This is a genomic window from Cellvibrio sp. UBA7661 (assembly GCA_002483365.1).
In the GTDB taxonomy this organism is placed as follows: domain Bacteria; phylum Pseudomonadota; class Gammaproteobacteria; order Pseudomonadales; family Cellvibrionaceae; genus Cellvibrio.
In genome coordinates, this window is sequence record DLHT01000009.1 from 125,016 (window position 1) to 142,454 (window position 17,439).

General features: G+C 47.7%; 14 protein-coding genes. 2 read left to right on the forward strand and 12 right to left on the reverse strand.

Annotated elements, in window-relative coordinates; translation table 11 throughout:
- Nucleotides 1-27: 27 nt before the first annotated feature.
- The 12 genes from B2739_RS08035 to sbcB form a co-directional block, all read right to left on the reverse strand.
- A complete protein-coding gene (locus B2739_RS08035) occupies nt 28-825 on the reverse strand; it encodes a sulfite exporter TauE/SafE family protein (RefSeq protein WP_331345344.1) in 798 nt (265 codons plus the stop codon).
- Nucleotides 822-1,013: a cbb3-type cytochrome oxidase assembly protein CcoS gene (gene ccoS, locus B2739_RS08040; protein ID WP_331345345.1), complete on the reverse strand. Its 192-nt coding sequence runs from the start codon at nt 1,011-1,013 to the stop codon at nt 822-824. Before ccoS ends, B2739_RS08035 begins: the two co-directional genes overlap by 4 nt.
- A 37-nt stretch (nt 1,014-1,050) precedes the next feature.
- Nucleotides 1,051-3,498 carry a heavy metal translocating P-type ATPase gene (locus B2739_RS08045; protein ID WP_331345346.1) on the reverse strand — a complete coding sequence of 816 codons (2,448 nt, stop codon included), beginning with the start codon at nt 3,496-3,498 and terminating at the stop codon, nt 1,051-1,053.
- Nucleotides 3,499-3,512: 14 nt separating this feature from the next.
- Entirely contained in the window at nt 3,513-4,073 is a 561-nt protein-coding gene (locus B2739_RS08050) for a FixH family protein (RefSeq protein ID WP_331345347.1), read from the reverse strand.
- A gap of 64 nt (nt 4,074-4,137) precedes the next feature.
- Complete coding sequence (ccoG, locus tag B2739_RS08055; protein WP_331345348.1) at nt 4,138-5,544, reverse strand: cytochrome c oxidase accessory protein CcoG; 1,407 nt, start codon at nt 5,542-5,544, stop codon at nt 4,138-4,140.
- A gap of 118 nt (nt 5,545-5,662) precedes the next feature.
- Nucleotides 5,663-6,574 (reverse strand): cytochrome-c oxidase, cbb3-type subunit III, encoded by a 912-nt coding sequence (ccoP, locus tag B2739_RS08060; RefSeq protein ID WP_197085464.1) that lies wholly within the window; start codon nt 6,572-6,574, stop codon nt 5,663-5,665.
- 24 nt (nt 6,575-6,598) lie between these two features.
- Nucleotides 6,599-6,793 (reverse strand): cbb3-type cytochrome c oxidase subunit 3, encoded by a 195-nt coding sequence (locus B2739_RS08065; protein WP_331345349.1) that lies wholly within the window; start codon nt 6,791-6,793, stop codon nt 6,599-6,601.
- Entirely contained in the window at nt 6,793-7,404 is a 612-nt protein-coding gene (gene ccoO, locus B2739_RS08070; protein WP_049628998.1) for a cytochrome-c oxidase, cbb3-type subunit II, read from the reverse strand. The genes B2739_RS08065 and ccoO overlap by 1 nt, the downstream gene beginning before the upstream one ends.
- A 10-nt stretch (nt 7,405-7,414) precedes the next feature.
- Entirely contained in the window at nt 7,415-8,869 is a 1,455-nt protein-coding gene (gene ccoN / locus B2739_RS08075) for a cytochrome-c oxidase, cbb3-type subunit I (RefSeq protein ID WP_331345350.1), read from the reverse strand.
- A 255-nt stretch (nt 8,870-9,124) separates the two neighbouring features.
- A complete protein-coding gene (locus B2739_RS08080) occupies nt 9,125-10,342 on the reverse strand; it encodes an argininosuccinate synthase (protein ID WP_331345351.1) in 1,218 nt (405 codons plus the stop codon).
- Nucleotides 10,343-10,577: 235 nt separating this feature from the next.
- Nucleotides 10,578-12,473, reverse strand: coding sequence for a methyl-accepting chemotaxis protein (locus B2739_RS08085; RefSeq protein WP_331345352.1), 1,896 nt, complete (start codon nt 12,471-12,473; stop codon nt 10,578-10,580).
- Between the two features lie 69 nt (nt 12,474-12,542).
- The gene (gene sbcB / locus B2739_RS08090; RefSeq protein ID WP_331345353.1) at nt 12,543-14,003 is read right to left on the reverse strand and encodes an exodeoxyribonuclease I; all 1,461 of its coding nucleotides are present in this window, start codon (nt 14,001-14,003) and stop codon (nt 12,543-12,545) included.
- Between the two features lie 211 nt (nt 14,004-14,214).
- Between sbcB and can the strand changes: the two genes are divergently transcribed.
- Together can and B2739_RS08100 are read left to right on the forward strand one after the other, a co-directional pair.
- A complete protein-coding gene (can, locus tag B2739_RS08095) occupies nt 14,215-14,844 on the forward strand; it encodes a carbonate dehydratase (protein WP_331345354.1) in 630 nt (209 codons plus the stop codon).
- 217 nt (nt 14,845-15,061) lie between these two features.
- Nucleotides 15,062-17,371: a PAS domain S-box protein gene (locus B2739_RS08100; protein ID WP_331345355.1), complete on the forward strand. Its 2,310-nt coding sequence runs from the start codon at nt 15,062-15,064 to the stop codon at nt 17,369-17,371.
- Nucleotides 17,372-17,439 lie beyond the last annotated feature (68 nt).

Sequence of the window (17,439 nt, forward strand, 5' to 3'; positions counted from 1 at the left end):
CAAAGATCAAATTGCAGCTGCAGTCAATTATTCAGAATGATGCTGATGTTCCGAATGATCCATCGATTCATGATCCATTGATTCATGGTTCATTGACTCATGGTCCATTGATTGATGGTCGATTGCTGATTGATCAGCAGCGTGATGCTGGTGTTGTCCATGGAGATGCCCGCCACCCCAGATGGTCCACAGACCGAAGGCAATCACTAGTACCGCCATACTCCAACGTAATTGTGGGCGTTGGAGCAAACGCCCCAGCTGCTGGGCCGCAAAACCGGTTGCCAATACGCTGGGTAACGTCCCCAGCCCGAACGCCAGCATCACAAGCCCGGCTCCAAGGCCACTTCCTTGCGCCATAGCGTATCCCAGCGCGGTGTAGACCAACCCACATGGCAACCAACCCCAGAGTCCGCCCAACAAGAGCGCTTTACCGAAGTTATCGACCGGCATCAACGGTTTGCCCAGTGGTTGTAAGTAAACCCAGAGATAACGACCGGCATTTTCCAGGTACGTCAGACCTCGCCACCAATTAGCGAGGTACAAGCCCATTGCGATAAGCAATCCACCTGCCAGCCAACGCAGCCAGGTTGCGCCGCCCGATTCGGCGATTTGCCGTGCAAAAACGCCAACCAATACCCCCATTAAGGCATAACTAAGGATTCGCCCGAGGTTGTAACTGACCAGAATAACCCAGCGACGCGCCTTGGCATGAGCGGGAATCGCCATGCTCAAGGCCCCCATAATGCCGCCACACATACCCACACAGTGGGCACTACTAAACAAACCAAGCAAAAACGCGGCAGTAAGTGCAGACCAATCAATCATGGAAGTGGATTCTTATCGTCAGGTGCTTGAGCAGATTCCTTGTTCTTTTTCTCTGCGTCAAACAGGATGCGGTGGGCTTCTGTATCCAAATTGTCGTATTGACCATTGTTGATGGCCCAGAACAATACCTTGATCGCCAGACCAATAAACACCAAGGCACAGGGAACAAGAAAATAAAGACTTTCCATCAGTAACTCACGAGGGTTAGGGTCAGTGAAGCCAGTGTTAACGGGTGAGGCGCAATGCATTGAAAATAACGATCAATGAACTGGCGGTCATGCCCAATGCAGCCAGCCAGGGTGGAACCATACCTGCGGCAGCCAGTGGCAAAGCAATAACATTATAAGCCAATGAAAACCGTAAATTTTGTTGGATGATAGCCTTGGTGCGGCGGGCTATCTCCAAAGCATCGGCAATCACCCCCAGATGATCATTCAGTAACACCGAATCAGCACGGGTTTGGGCAAGATCTGAAGCGGATGCCATAGCCACTGACACATCAGCACCGGACAACACAGGGACATCATTAATACCATCGCCAATCATTAATACTTTATCACCTGCCGCCTGCCGCTTGGCCAGATGCGACAATTTGTCGCCCGGTTTGGCGCCGGAAATAAAGTCATCAATCCCCAGTTGCCGAGCAAGTTGTGCAACGGCACCTGTTTGATCGCCACTGAGCAGTTCGACATATATACCGCGGGATTTTAATGTTTGCACCAGGCTTGCAGCATCGGGACGAAGCTCATCCTCCAGGGCGATCCAGGCAAGAGCGCCTTGCTCACCGGACAACAAGAGCCAACTGTAGTGACCATCCGGCAACGTGAGTGAATCACGTATTTCAGGTGGCAAAGACTCGCCAGCAAACTCCATTGTGCCTAGCCGATAATGCTGCCCTTCAATTCGGCCTTCCACACCTGCAGCCGTCGTTTGTTTGATGTCTTCAGCTTTATAAGCATCCGTCCACTGATGGAATGCTGCAGCCAATGGATGGTTAGACCCCTGCTCCAGGGCTGCTGCCAAACCTAATAACCGATCCTGCTCTGGCTTGGACAGTGATTCCCCATTGTAAGCAGTGACCTTGACTACGTTGAACTGCCCTTTGGTCAGGGTACCGGTTTTATCAAAAATTACCCGATTAATACTGTTGAGCGTTTCCACCACATGGCCGCGCGCCACCAGAAATCCGCGCTGGCGCAAATTGGCTGTCGCTGCCGATAAAGCAGCCGGCATTGCTAATGCCAAGGCGCAGGGACAAGTCACTACCAACACTGAAAGCGTGACCCAAAGTGCATGATCGGGGCGATACCAAAGCCAGAATGCAAACACAGCCGTACACACAATTAACAAGCGTGCAATAAAAAACCGCGCTATACGATCAGCAGCAAGTACCTGCTGCGGTTTTTCTTCAGCAGCTTGGCTGGCAAGCCGCTCGATGGCGGATAGCTGGGTTGCAGCGCCTACCGCAGTTACTTCGATCGTTAGTGGGCTCTGATTATTCAGGGTTCCCGCGATAACAGTATCACCCGACCGTTTGACAACGGGTCTCGATTCACCCGTCAACAGAGCTTCAACAACCGTACTCTCACCCGCTAAAACACGGCCATCACAAGGAAAAGTCTCTCCTGGTTTGACCCTGACCTTATCACCTAACGCAAGCGCTTTGAGTGGCGTAGTTTGTTCAGTTTCACAACCGTTCTCTTCGCGTAAACAACAGGCAGTCAAGGGCATAAGCTGGGCGAGATTGCCAAATGCCAAACGGTTGCGATGACGTGCGCGCAGCTCGACATAGCGTCCCACCAACAGAAATAGCGTAAACATGGAGACCGATTCAAAATAAACTTCGCCACTGCTGGTCAGGGTCGCCCAGACACTTGCAAGGTAGGCCAAGCCGATAGCCAAAGCCACCGGCACATCCATCACCAAATGGCGCATACGGATGCTGCGCCATGCCGCCTGAAAAAACGGCCATGCCGAAAAAAACACCACTGGTGTCGCCACCAACATCGATAGCCAACGCAAAAAGTCCAACCAAAAGTCGGTAGCCCCTGTATACATCCCTACCGCCACCATCATCGCTTGCATGGTGCCAAAACCAGCAACACCAATTCGAAACAGGGCAATACGGTTTTCTCTCTTGATTAGCTCCTGTTGCTGGTCATCGGTCGCCGGGCGCGGCAAATAACCTATAGAGGCAAGCGATTGGAAAATTTGACTAAGGGGTTGTCCTGCATCGCAAACCACCGCGCAGCGATGGGTGCTTAGATTGACAGTAACCGATTTGATTGCAGGGTTCTGTTTAAGATGGGTTTCGATCAGCCAGCTACAAGCCGCGCAACTAATGCCCTCCAATAACAAATTTACTTGTTTGAGGGAGACGTCAAAAGGAATGACAAACTCGGCTTGTACATCAGGTAAATCATAGATCGCCCAACGGTTATGATCATTCTCATCCTGATTGGAAGGGCGCTCATTGTTACTGGTGCGAAACTGGTAAAAATTGTCCAAGCCACCATCAACAATCGCCATAGCAACAGCTTGGCAGCCAGCGCAGCACATTAGCTGCTGTTTCCCCTGAATTATGACAGGGTAATAACTGGCGGGGGGGACTGGCAAGCCGCAGTGATAACATGCTTGCCCGGTTTTGAAACCCGCAGGAGTAGGCAAATTCATCGGCCAGTAAACAATTACTTAACTCGCGGTGTCAGACGGGTTTGTTCGGCTTGGCGGAAGTCAATTTCGCCACTCAACGACCATGGAGCTTCATTGCGCTGGGCCAATTCCGCTACGGGATATAAGGTTAAATACCAGGAGTAATCCGGCTTAGCCTTCAGTTCACCGCGGTAGCGCCCGGCACCACTTACCGCCGTTAACAAAACCAGTTGGTCTTTATCCGCCTTAACCGGATGCCCCATCATTAATAGCAATTGCGATGGCATAAGTTTGTGATCACTGGGGGCATTGGCAATCACTAACAACACCTCACCAGAGACACGATCAAACTGCACATCGCCACTCAGACCCAACTCGCTGGCGCGCTTGTCTTGCCCCAAAGCCTGGTTAATCATGCGGCCTTCTTTGTAGTAGTTATCGATGATCACATCATCTGCACCTTTAAGTGCAATAGTGACAGTTATGCTACACATGATCATGATATAAATCAGCGGGCTAAACACAAACCAAAACCAAAACTGGCGATACCAAGGCTTGGCTGCCTCATCAATAGTGTTGTGGGTTGACTCGCTCATAACAATTCTCTCGTATCAGCCGGCGTATCCACTGCGCCGATGCAATTAACAACAGTGGTAACAATCAGGGGCCGATAAATGTCGTCGTATTGGTTGCCGTAATCTCAGCGTTTTCACGCGCACGCACCCTGAAGCGAATTTCCGTCTTTTTAGCCTTGAGGTCGGTTTTTTTGATTGCAACCCTCACCGGGATGGTCAGTACCTCCCCCTCTACTGCCGGAATAGCTTTGTACCCCTGGATAATGAAACCGTCGCTCCCTTCCACTTCCAGATCATATGTATGGGTAGCACGATCCATATTGCTGATTTTCAGGGTATACACATTCTGGATATGGCCATCTGCTTCGCGGTACATACGCACTCCACGATCACGCTGCGCCTCCAATCCAACAGGCACACGGGTCGCAATCGAATACACAAACAGCGAAATCATGATCGTCAACATCAGACCATAACCCAGCAATCGCGGGCGGAATACTTTGGTTTTACCATTTTGGATAGCATCTTCTGTGGTAAAACTAATCAATCCTCTTGGGTAACCCATCTTATCCATGACGCTATTGCAGGCATCAACGCATAGTCCACAGTCGATACATTCCGCTTGCAGTCCATCGCGAATATCAATATCCACAGGGCAAACCTGTACACACCAAGAGCAATCAATACAGTCGCCCATTCCCTGTTCTTTGTAATCGCTATCCAACTTGCGCGGGCCACGCTTTTCTCCACGCAAACTGTTGTAAGAAACAGTCAATGTATCGTGGTCGTACATCACCGCTTGAAAACGTGCATAAGGACAAATGTATTTGCAAAACTGCTCGCGCATAAACCCTGCGTTCATGTAGGTCGCTGCAACGTAAAACAAAACCCAGAATGCAGTTATCAGATCTAGATGGAACGTAAAAAAGCCTGCAACCAACTCACGGATAGGTGTGAAATAACCCACAAACGTAAGTGAGGTGACTAACGAAATAGCAATCCAGATAAATTGTTTGGCGCCCTTGCGCCATATTTTTTCAAATCCCCAAGGCTGGGCATCCAGCTTAATCCGTTTATTGCGATCCCCCTCACAAAGATGCTCAGCCCAGATGAACATTTGGGTCCACACCGTTTGTGGGCATGTGAATCCACACCAGACACGCCCAACCAAAACGGTAACTGTGAACAATAAAAATGCAGCAATCACCAAGAGCCAAGCAAGATACATCGCATCCTGAGGCCAAAAGGTTAACCAAAGAATGTGGAATTTGCGCTCGGGTAGATCGAACAAAATGGCAGGACGGTTATCAATCACCAACCAAGGAATCAATAAAAAACCCAGCATGAGTGGCAAGCCGGTATAACGACGCAAGCGTTGGTAGAACCCGGTAATGCGGCGGGTATAAATTTTATCATCCGCCTCATAGAGGTTTACGTAACGAATAGTAGGTTCCGTTGGTGATGGCCGTTGGTCTGAGGGTTTTTCACTCAAGGGGATTACCTCTTATAACTACTACCTTATGTAGCAGGACAGTAGGAAAGTAAGTGCGAAAAAAAAGGCAGGCCTTAGCCTGCCTTCCTTGGAAAGAGTATTAATTTTTCATAGAAAATTAATTTTCTTCCAATGACAGACTGTAAACATAAGCAGCAAGCAGATGTATACGATCCTCTTTAAGCAATTCTTGTTGCGCAGGCATTACACCATTACGACCATCACGCAGGGTTTGACGAATGGTTGCAGGTTCACCACCATAGAGCCAAATATCATCGGTCAGATTAGGTGCGCCAACCAGCTGATTTCCTTTGCCATCTGCGCCATGACAGGCAACACAATTAGTGGCAAATAATTTGGCACCTTTTTCAGCTTTCGCTGCATCGTGTTCGTTACCGGAAATTTGCAGCACATACTCCGCAACATCCACAACGCCTTCTTCGCCAATCACACCAACCCATGCAGGCATTGCGGCCTTACGACCATGCACAATAGTTTCGAGAATTTTTTCCGGGGTACCACCATAGAGCCAATCTTTATCAGTCAGATTGGGGAACCCGGGATTACCTCCACCATCGGCACCGTGACAAATCGCACAGTTGTTAGCAAATAAGCGGAAGCCCATTTTCAACGCATCCGGATTTTTGGCCACTTCCTCGATAGGCATTTTTGAGTAAACGCCATAGGTCTCTGCGTAAACCTTTTCAGCCTCAGCTTGATGTCCGCGCAACTCGTTTACAGAGGTCCATGCTTTCCCTTCACTATCTTTGAGACCTTCGTAAGTCCCCATACCTGGATAAATAATCAAATATCCAATAGAGAACACAAACGTCAGGATGAACATCCAGAACCACCAACGTGGTAACGGATTATCGTATTCCTCAATACCATCATATTCATGACCAGTGGTTTGCGCTTCCTTTTCATCACCGGTTATCGCACGTCTACGATTGGCCATTAATATCCAGAACAGCAACACAAGGTTAGTGCTGGTCAGGATAATGATCCATAAACTCCAAAAAGTACTCATATTAACTCCGCCCCTAATCGATGATTACTTTCGATCATCTGTCTGCTTGTTTTCTGGCTGCTTTGCGGTTCGTTCGGTTTTTTCATCATCCGCAAAGGGCAATTTCGCATCATCTTCAAAGCGTTTTTTCAATTTGGGCGAGAACGCCCAAAGGCAAACGCCAAAAAAAGCGATAGTCACCAACACGGTAGAAATAGCGCCAACTGTACCTGCGTCCATTAGCGCTTCTCTTTGAGCAATAAGCCAAGGTTTTGCAAGTATGCAACCAGTGCATCCATTTCAGTTACGCCTTGCACCGCTTGTTTGGCCCCCGCGAAGTCCTCTTCAGTGTAAGGAACACCTACTTTGGATAATGCACGCATTTTTGCCTCGGTGTGCTTACCATCCAGCTTGTTATCGTATAGATGTGGGTACGCAGGCATAATCGATTCAGGCACCACAATACGAGGATTGAACAGATGCACTTTGTGCCAATCATCTGAGTAACGACCACCAACACGCGCCAAATCTGGACCAGTGCGTTTGGAGCCCCACAAGAATGGATGTTCGTATACCGATTCACCCGCTACAGAATAGTGTCCATAACGTTCAACCTCTGCGCGCAAAGGACGAACCATTTGGGTGTGGCACACATGGCAGCCTTCACGGATATAGATATCACGCCCTTCCAACTGCACAGCATTTAATGGCTTCAACCCTTCGATAGGGGTGGTGGTTTGTTTGAGGAAGAATTGTGGAACAATTTCTACCAAACCACCAAAGCTAATAGCGATAACCATAAACACAGTCATCAAGCCGATATTCTTTTCTACTATTTCATGACCTTTCATGGCATTCCCCTTAAACAGCTGGCGCCTGAGCAGGCTGGCTAGCACTTTCTGCAGCTTTGTTGGCTGCACTCACAGTGCGATAAGTGTTGTAGGCCATTACCAGCATACCTGTCAGGAAGAAGGCACCACCAATAAAGCGCATGATGTAACCACCTTTACTAAATACAACCGTTTCGATAAAGCTGTAAGTCAAGGATCCATCAGGGTTGAATGCACGCCACATCAAACCTTGTCCAATGCCGTTGATCCACATGGCCACAACATATAGAACGGTACCTACTGTCGCCAACCAAAAGTGTAAGTTGATCAGTTTTACGCTGAACATTTCTTCACGGTCAAACAGCTTTGGCAACATGTGGTACAGGGCGCCAATAGAAATCATCGCTACCCAACCAAGAGCACCTGAGTGGACGTGACCAACTGTCCAGTCGGTGTTGTGTGAGAGTGCGTTGACGTTCTTAATTGCCATCATCGGTCCTTCAAAGGTAGACATACCATAGAAAGACAGGGCAACAACAAGGAAACGTAAAGTAGGATCAGTGCGCAATTTATGCCATGCACCTGACAAAGTCATAATACCGTTGATCATCCCACCCCAACTTGGAGCCAACAAAATCAGGGACATAACCATACCAAGAGATTGGGTCCAATCTGGCAAGGCTGAATAGTGCAAGTGATGCGAGCCAGCCCAAATATAGAGGGAGATCAGCGCCCAGAAATGGACAATAGATAATTGATAAGAATAAACAGGACGACCAGCCTGCTTGGGAACAAAGTAATACATCATCCCCAAGAAACCCGCTGTCAAAAAGAATCCTACCGCATTGTGGCCATACCACCATTGAACCATCGCATCTGCAGCACCCGCATAAGCAGAATAAGATTTGGTCAGTGTGACAGGAATGGCTGCGCTATTCACAATATGCAGCACGGCTACGGTGACAATAAAACCACCATAAAACCAGTTGGCAACATAGATATGTGAAGTGCGGCGCTTAACAATAGTGCCGAAGAAGACAATCGCGTAGGAAATCCATACCAACGCCAGAAGTATGTCGATTGGCCACTCCAACTCTGCATATTCTTTCGTGGAAGTAAAACCCAAGGGCAAAGTAATCGCAGCCAAAACAATAACTGCCTGCCAGCCCCAGAAGGTGAACGGAACCAACCAGCCACCAAATAATGGAGCCTGACACGTGCGTTGGACAACATAGTAAGAAGTTGCCATCAGTGCACAACCACCAAATGCGAAAATTACCGCATTGGTATGCAATGGACGTAAACGGCCGAAACTGGTGTAAGGTTGCAGCAGATCATTCAGACCTGGCCACACCAGCTGCGCAGCAATGAATACGCCCATTCCCATACCAAATATGCCCCATACAATGGTCATAATGGAGAATTTACGTACTATATCGAAGTCGTATACCGGTGGATCACCAGCAACAGTCGCATGACTACCCATAGGACTTTCCTGTTACTTAAAGAGAAATGAAAACTTGTTGTCTCTGGCAGAACCCTGATCATTCAGAGTTACACGGCAATCATCAAGCCTATAACCCTACTGAAGGTGCGGCATTTTGCCTCATGAACGGCAGTTTGTCTCACACTTGTCGGTATAGGCTTGATATTTATCAAATTATTTATGCGAATTTAACCTGTTGTGCATTGAATAAAACACACACACTGCTTCGCATCAGCAAAGCAGTGTGTTAGGGCCTTACTTGATAATACGACCTTTGTTGGCTGCAATACGCATACGCAATGCATTCAGTTTAATGAAACCTTCAGCATCTTTTTGGTTGTAGGCGCCTGCATCATCTTCAAAGGTTGCAACCTTTTCATCGAACAAGCTATCTACTGAACGACGGCCAACAACGTGCACAGCACCTTTATACAATTTCACACGCACATCACCATTCACGTGCACTTGTGATTGGTCAATCATTGCCTGCATCATCATACGTTCCGGGCTCCACCAATAACCGTTATAGATCATTTCGGCGTATTTAGGCATCAAACTGTCTTTTAAATGTGCGACTTCACGATCCAGAGTTATAGATTCGATTGCACGGTGCGCACGCAGCATGATGGTGCCACCGGGAGTTTCATAACATCCACGAGACTTCATACCTACATAGCGGTTTTCTACGATATCGAGACGACCAACGCCATTTTCTCCGCCCACTTTGTTCAGATAGGTCAGAATCTCTGCAGGAGTCATGCGCTTACCATCAATTGCAACAACATCGCCTTTTTCATAAGTGAGTTCGAGATAGGTCGCTTTATCTGGAGCTGCCTCGGGAGCTACGGTCCAACGCCACATATCTTCTTCAGCTTCCGTCCATGGGTTTTCGAGGATTTTTCCTTCATAAGAGATGTGTAGCAAGTTGGCATCCATTGAGTATGGAGACTTTTTCTTCTTGGTAAAATCCACTGGAATATTATGCTGTTCGCAGTATTGCATCAGTGTTTCACGAGAGGTCAAATCCCATTCACGCCAAGGAGCAATTACCTTGATACCAGGCTTAAGAGCATAAGCCCCCAACTCAAAGCGCACCTGATCATTACCCTTACCAGTAGCGCCATGCGATATAGCATCTGCACCTACTTCATTAGCAATTTCAATCAAGCGTTTGGCAATTAATGGACGGGCAATAGAAGTACCAAGCAAATACTCACCTTCATAGATGGTATTAGCGCGGAACATAGGGAATACGAAATCGCGGACAAATTCTTCGCGCAAGTCATCGATATAAATTTGCTTTACACCCAGCGCTTGGGCTTTAGCACGTGCCGGCTCCACTTCCTCACCCTGACCAATGTCAGCGGTAAAAGTGATTACTTCACAATTGTAGTTTTCTTGCAGCCACTTGACGATTACGGATGTGTCGAGGCCACCGGAATAGGCCAACACCACTTTTTTGATAGATGACATGGGAAACTCCCGCTATAACTCGTTGACGATCACCGGGCAGGATCCACAAGCCACAGACCCCATCCTACTTGGGCGCGGAATTGTACTCGCAAGCGGGCCAAATTCCCACAGTTGCCGTAGCGAAATACGGGGTTTTCACACCAGCCTGACAACGGCTCATCGACAGGCGAAACTGCCAAAAACAAAAAAGCAGCCCGACGGCTGCTTTTTTGAATTTAGTGGCTACAAATAAACCTTAAAGGCGGAAAGTTGAGACCTTATCACTTAGGCCGCGCGCCAAATCCTGCAAACTTTTTGCTCTTTCATCGCCCTGCAGGGCAGAAGCAGCAGAGTTATCAGCAACCTGTTTAATCGCGGTGATGTTATTAAGCACCTCTTGCACAACCTGACTTTGCTCCTCAGCGGCCGTAGCAATTTGTACAGCCATGCCGCTAATGGCACCAACGGATGAGTTAATTTTATCCAGCGAATGTGATGCGCTGTCAGCATTATCTACGCTGCCTGTGGCCAAACGGCGGCTATCCTCCATAATCGCTACCGCGTTCTGCGCAGTGGATTGAAGACTGCCTATCATCGCTTGGATTTCTTCTGTACTGGCATGGGTGCGCTGCGACAGCACCCTGACTTCGTCTGCCACTACAGCAAAGCCACGCCCCTGCTCACCCGCACGCGCAGCTTCAATTGCCGCGTTGAGCGCCAACAGGTTGGTCTGCTCGGCAATACCCTGGATAGTTGCCAGAATACCGCTGATATTTTGTGCATTATTGTTGAGCGTAGATATAACTGTGCCTGCCTGCTCGACTTTTTGAGCCAGAACCACGATAGAGTCGCGTGTTTTATCGACTTGCAATTTACCTTCACTCGCGCTGCTGACTGACTCTCGCACTGAGTCCGCAGTATGCTCTGCGTGATGGGCAATTTCGTGGGTAGCACTGGTCATTTCATTCATGGCCTGAGCAACCATGCCTATTTGTTGTTGTTGCACCCCGAGATCACGCACCGAAGATACCGCCGAATCCGCCATTGCGCGGGCATTGTCCTGCAAGTCATTGGCTTGGGCGCGGATATGTTTTACCAGATCATTCATGTGATCGACGAATGAGTTGAAGTTTGCAGCCAGCAAACCGACCTCATCGTTTGATGTCAATGGCAAACGGCGCGACAAATCCCCACCACCTGAAGCAATATCCGACAGCGATTGGGATACGGTATGCAATGGCTTCAACAGCACCCCAATAAACCAATTCAACACAATTAAAATCGCTACCAACAACACCAAAATAGCAGCCAATTGCCCCATCAAAGCGGAGTGAACCGGCGCTACCAATAACTTGCGATCAAGCACCATCACCAAAACCAGATTTGAGCCAGGGATGGCATCAGCAAACACTTGAGTACTTTTTCCATCCAGTTGAATCAAATGCAATTCATCTTTATCCCTGAGAACTTTTTCAAGCTGCGATTGAGTCAGATCAGTTGAAATATCCAGTAAAGGTTTATTCAGCAGCTTTTGATCTGCATGCGAAAACACTTTGTCACCGCGCGCAATAAACATGTAGCCATTGCCGGGCAGATCGATATCACGCAATTGCTGAACGATATCGTCAATAACAACGTCGATACCCAATATAGCTTTTATACTGCCATCGGAATTGATTACTGCACGCCCTAAGGACACCACATTTTTACCCGTTGCCGATGCAATGGTAGGGCTCTCGATAGTTGTTTCGCGCGGGCGTTCCAATGCATGGATATACCAATGCCACACACGAGGGTCATCATTGCCTGCTGCCATTACCAGATTGTTAGCGTTGTACAACTTACCATCTGCGAATGCCAAAAAGCTGTTGTCAACATCTGCAGATACTTTTACTTGCGTAAGATGAGCGTTGTAACTTTCTTCACTGGCGCTAGCCGGAAAGCCTTCCAACGCCTTGCCTTTCAATTCAAACCAGTCGCTTACGTATTTGCTGAACGTAGCGGAAATACCCGCAACCTGGCGATGGATATTATTTTCCATCGCCTTCATGGCGGATACGTAAGAGAGAAATGAAACAGCACACCCGACAAGCAACAGGGATACTGCAACAGAGGTACTGATCTTTTTGCGTAATGACCAACTAGCTGCCATTGTCTGGCCTCCGGAATAGTGGTCCATCCTGAGGGATGGGTAGTTGTTATTTGTAGTAATAAAATCTTGTTATTTTTCTAGCTTATCGGCATAAACACTTAATTGCTTTAGCAAATCTTTCTGTTCAGTAGTGATATCCGGCGCTACTAACAGCGACGCCACACGTTCCCGAAAATCAGCCAGAGTTAAACCGCCCTGTGCTTCTTTGGCGGTCAATCGCCAGCGACAAAACGCTTCCCATCGCTTTTGCTCGATACTATTGAGACTAGACGGAAAATGGCGCGCGCGGTAGCGAAACAACATTTCTTTAAGCCGCTCATCGCGAAAAGGAAAGGTTTCCACCGCCAATTGTTCTGGCGTCGCTTTGCGAACACGTGCCATCAGCTGCTTATCCGCATCATCAAAAAAACCGCTGTATAACATTTGCTCAGGGTCGGTTTTTTCGGCAAATCCGTTTTCACTGTAAAGCTGATGTAAGGTCTGCTGCAATTGCTGTTGCTCTGACAAAGTTAAATTGCGCAGGCGTTGCCAATGGTTTTCACATAATGACTTATCAATATGCAGCCGCTGCGCAGTTGCATCATCCAACATATTGGCAGGCAGGATCATAGGGGTTTTGTTGAGATGGATTTCTTTGAGTGCCAATCGCTCAACACCGTCAGGCAAATCCACGGAGCGGGTATACAAACGCACACGCAACTCTTCTACCGATAAACCCAATAACGCGGAAGGATCCGACGCTAAATTAAACGCGATTACCGAATTCTTGTTGGTGGGGTGCATGGCCAATGGCAACACCAGCGCGGTATTGCCATTTTCAGCTGGAAAACGCGATGAGATATGCAGCACCGGTTTGTGACTATCAATATCAATCAGGCTGGCGACAAATCGCTTATCACGCAATTTATAAGCATAGTCATACAACTTGGGCTGACGGGTTTTGATGAGCTTCGCCACGGCGATAGTTGCATAGACATCCGATAATGCATCATGCGCTGCTTCGTGCAGCAGATTATTGGCCTTGGTCAACATTTCCAGCTTGAAGCAGGGGCGACCATCCTCATAATCCGGCCATTCAATTCCCTCCGGGCGCAAAGCGCGGGTCATACGCACCATATCGATGATGTCCCAGCGTGAATTGCCATAGCGCCACTCACGCTCATAAGGGTCATAAAAGTTACGATAAAGCGTGTAACGGGTCACTTCGTCATCAAAACGAATCGAATTAAACCCGACCCCGCAGGTGCCAGGGCGCGACAATTCGGCATGGATACGGGCGATAAACTGGTATTCCGGCAGGCCTTTTTCTTCCGCAACCTGAGGCAATAAACCGGTGATTAGACAGGCTTCCGGTTTAGGCAATACATCTGGCGCGGGCTTGCAGTAAATCATCAGTGGCTCGCCGATAATATTGAGGTCTTCATCCGTGCGCACACCGGCAAATTGTGAAGGCCGATCTATGGATGGCACCTCTCCCCATGTCTCGTAATCGTGCCAGTACAGCGTATGTTGTTGCTCACCCTTGGTCATAGTTATATCCATCGATAGAAAAATAATCGTTATCCTGCCGAAACCCGAATTGCAATGTAACACCCGCAAGCGGCTTTCCCCTATACTGCCGCCACATTCGGGTCACACCTCGCCCTCACCAAAGCCAATATAAAAACCTTAACTAAAAACACTGGTGAACAACCAGAATCAAGCGACCCCAAGCCAGAGACAACAACAATTGGAGCCTGCCATGAGTGATTTAGATAGCCTGTTTGCCGCCAACATAAAATGGGCATCAGATATCAAACGGGAAGACCCCGAGTTCTTTTCCAACCTGGCCAAACAACAAGCCCCGGAATATTTATGGATAGGCTGTTCTGACAGCCGTGTACCTGCCAACCAGATTCTTAATCTGGCTCCGGGCGAGATTTTTGTACACCGTAATGTGGCAAACGTAGTGATTCACACTGATCTGAACTGCATGACAGTATTGAATTACGCCGTAGAATTTTTGAAAGTGAAGCATGTGATGGTCACCGGCCACTATGGTTGCGGTGGCGTCAGGGCCGCGCTGGAAAATCAAAAACTCGGGCTGATTGATTACTGGTTGCGCAATATTCGCGATGTGTATTACAACAACAAAAATGTCCTTGATCGACTGGATGATCAGAATGAGCGCGTAAACCGCCTATGTGAGCTTAACGTCATCCAACAAGTCGACAATATCTCCCGCAGCAACATCGTGCAAAACGCATGGGCTCGCGGCCAGGAGTTAACCATTCACGGTTGGATTTACGATATTCATGACGGCATTTTGCATAAGCTGACACCGCCTATTGATTGCATCGAAAAAATCCCGGAACAATACCGCCTATATTAATGCAATAAGGCAACACCACTGTCGGGGCCTGCAGCCCCGACAGACAATTGCCTGACATCCTGCCCCCTCGCTCATCCCGCTAGTCATTTCCGGCCCACGTAATCTCCAGTAATAGTTCTCACCCTTTTTAATCTTTAGCATTGCCAATACCAGCCTGAACTATACTCAGGCATACACGTTGATCCCCAACAACAAACAAAATGCTGTGGAATATTCAATGCAGGAACACCAACCCGTGCACCTGGATAACAGCGCGCAGAACCTTAATAGCAATGCGCTGAATCTGAATAACAACGCACTGAGCCTCGATTCATTGGAGCACGAGCAGATGCGGTCGCTGTATAACAGCCTGCCCGTCTCATTGTTATCGTCCATTGCTATTGCCATGATCCTGAGCTTCTCTCACTGGAAGGTCATCGGCCAGGCTGAAATTATTCTTTGGAATCTACTTCTGGGTAGCGCACTGCTTGCGCGTTTGATCGCGTGGATTTGCTGGCACAATCTGCATCAACTCTATTCCGCCACTTTCTGGTTAAGGCTGTTCCGGATAGGTGTATGGTTGACAGGCGCGGCTTGGGGTTCATCTGCCCTGTTGTTGTTTGCACATGAAGATACGATTTACCAAGCACTACTTTCCTTTTCATTGGCCGGAGTTGCCAGTGGGTCGATGACCTCGCTCACGGTCGATAAGTATTCGTCGCTGGGCTTTGTCATACTCACCATCTCGCCCTTGAGTGTTGCTATTTTTCTGGAAGATGGACCAACAGCTATTGCAATGAGCAGCATGACACTGCTCTTTATTTTTTTTGTTATCGCAAGCAGTACGCGTGCGCGGCACAACATGGAGGAGCTGCTCAATAAAAACCATCACCTCTTACAACTCTCCAGCACCCTTAATCACAAGCAAAAACTTGAGCAAATCATTAACAATGCGCAATCTATTTTTATTGGCGATGGCGATATTAAATCTGCACTAAACGAACTACTGAGCGAAACCTTAACCATCAGCAACAGTGAATTAGGTTTTATCGGGCAAGTAGAGCGCGACCAACAGCAACAACCTTTCATGCGAGCTCTGGTTTTTTCCAGCATCAAAAAAAATGATGCCCTGTTGGAGAATTTTCGGAAAACCCATCTTCCTGAAAATGGTGAATATCGCAATTTGGATACGCTGTTTGGAAAAATTATGCGTTCCGACAAACCCATTATCAGTCCGAATATTGCGCAAGACATGCGTGCAAGCACCCTGCCTAAAGGTCACCCGTCTATAGGAAGTTTTATTGGCATACCCATTTTTAACGGCAAGGAACAAATTGCTATTCTGGGGCTGGCAAATGCACCGCAAAGTTACACACACCAAACTGCAGAAATGTTGGAACCTATACTAAAAAGCATTGCACAGTTCGTGCAAACTATGCATCACGAACAGCAGCATGCACAGGATAAAGCAGCGCTTGAAGCAAGCACCCAACACACCCAAACCATTCTCAATGATATTGCCGATGGCATTATCACTATCAATAAAGCGGGCATCATCCAGACCTTCAATCACGCAGCGGAAACGATTTTTGGTTATCGGGCAAAACAAATTATTGGGAAAAATGTCAGTGAGCTCATGCCTGAACCACATAAATCATTGCATGATGACTACTTGAAAACCCACCTTAAAACGGGCAAAAAAAATATTCTGGGCATTGGTCGTGAAGTAAAAGGACTAAGACGCAACGGTAAAGAATTTCCGATGGATTTAATGGTATCGCGCGTATTCCAACAGGGCGATCCATTATTTATCGGGATCGTGCGCGACATAACCGAAAAACGGCGCATTGATGATCTACGCAACCAATTTATTAGTGCCGCCAGCAAGGAAATTCTGGGGCCGCTTAATATCATTAGCGAAGTCATCAAACTCTTACAGCAACATGATCAGGCTGCGCTACCGCACTCATTAAAAAATGCGATCCATATTGCACACACTAATAGTATCCATCTGCAAAAACTCATGGCCGATTTGTTAGAGATGCAAACCCTCTCCCAAATTGACTCTAACTATCAGCTGACCTCGCACGCCGTAATCCCTTTAATCGAACAAGCAGTACAACGCAATCGCGCGTATAACGAAATCTATCAGTGCAAACCCCAGATTACATCCACTGCTACCGACTTGGCAATTCTGGTAGATAAAACACGGCTCATTCAGGTATTAACGCAGTTACTGCAATACTCGCTAACCTATTCAGTACCCGATAGCCTTCTTAACATTCATGTTTACGAAGATCGCAGCCGGGTAAAAATTTCAATGACAATACTCAACCATAAAATGAGCACCGACATACGGAAAAATCTGCAATTATTTTTCACCGCAGAAACAGGGAATACTGTTGGAAAGCCACACGACGACGGCCCGCTAGGCCTTATTCTTGCCAAAGAAATGATTGGAAAAATGCATGGCAAAATAACACTCGAGAACAAAGGAGAGAGTGATTATTTTGTTGTTGAATTTCCACAGGCGATAAAAACCTACTAAATCACAACTACCAAATGATAACCCCCAGAGCGAGAAATGGTTTTTTTGATGCTGACAAAATCAGCGTC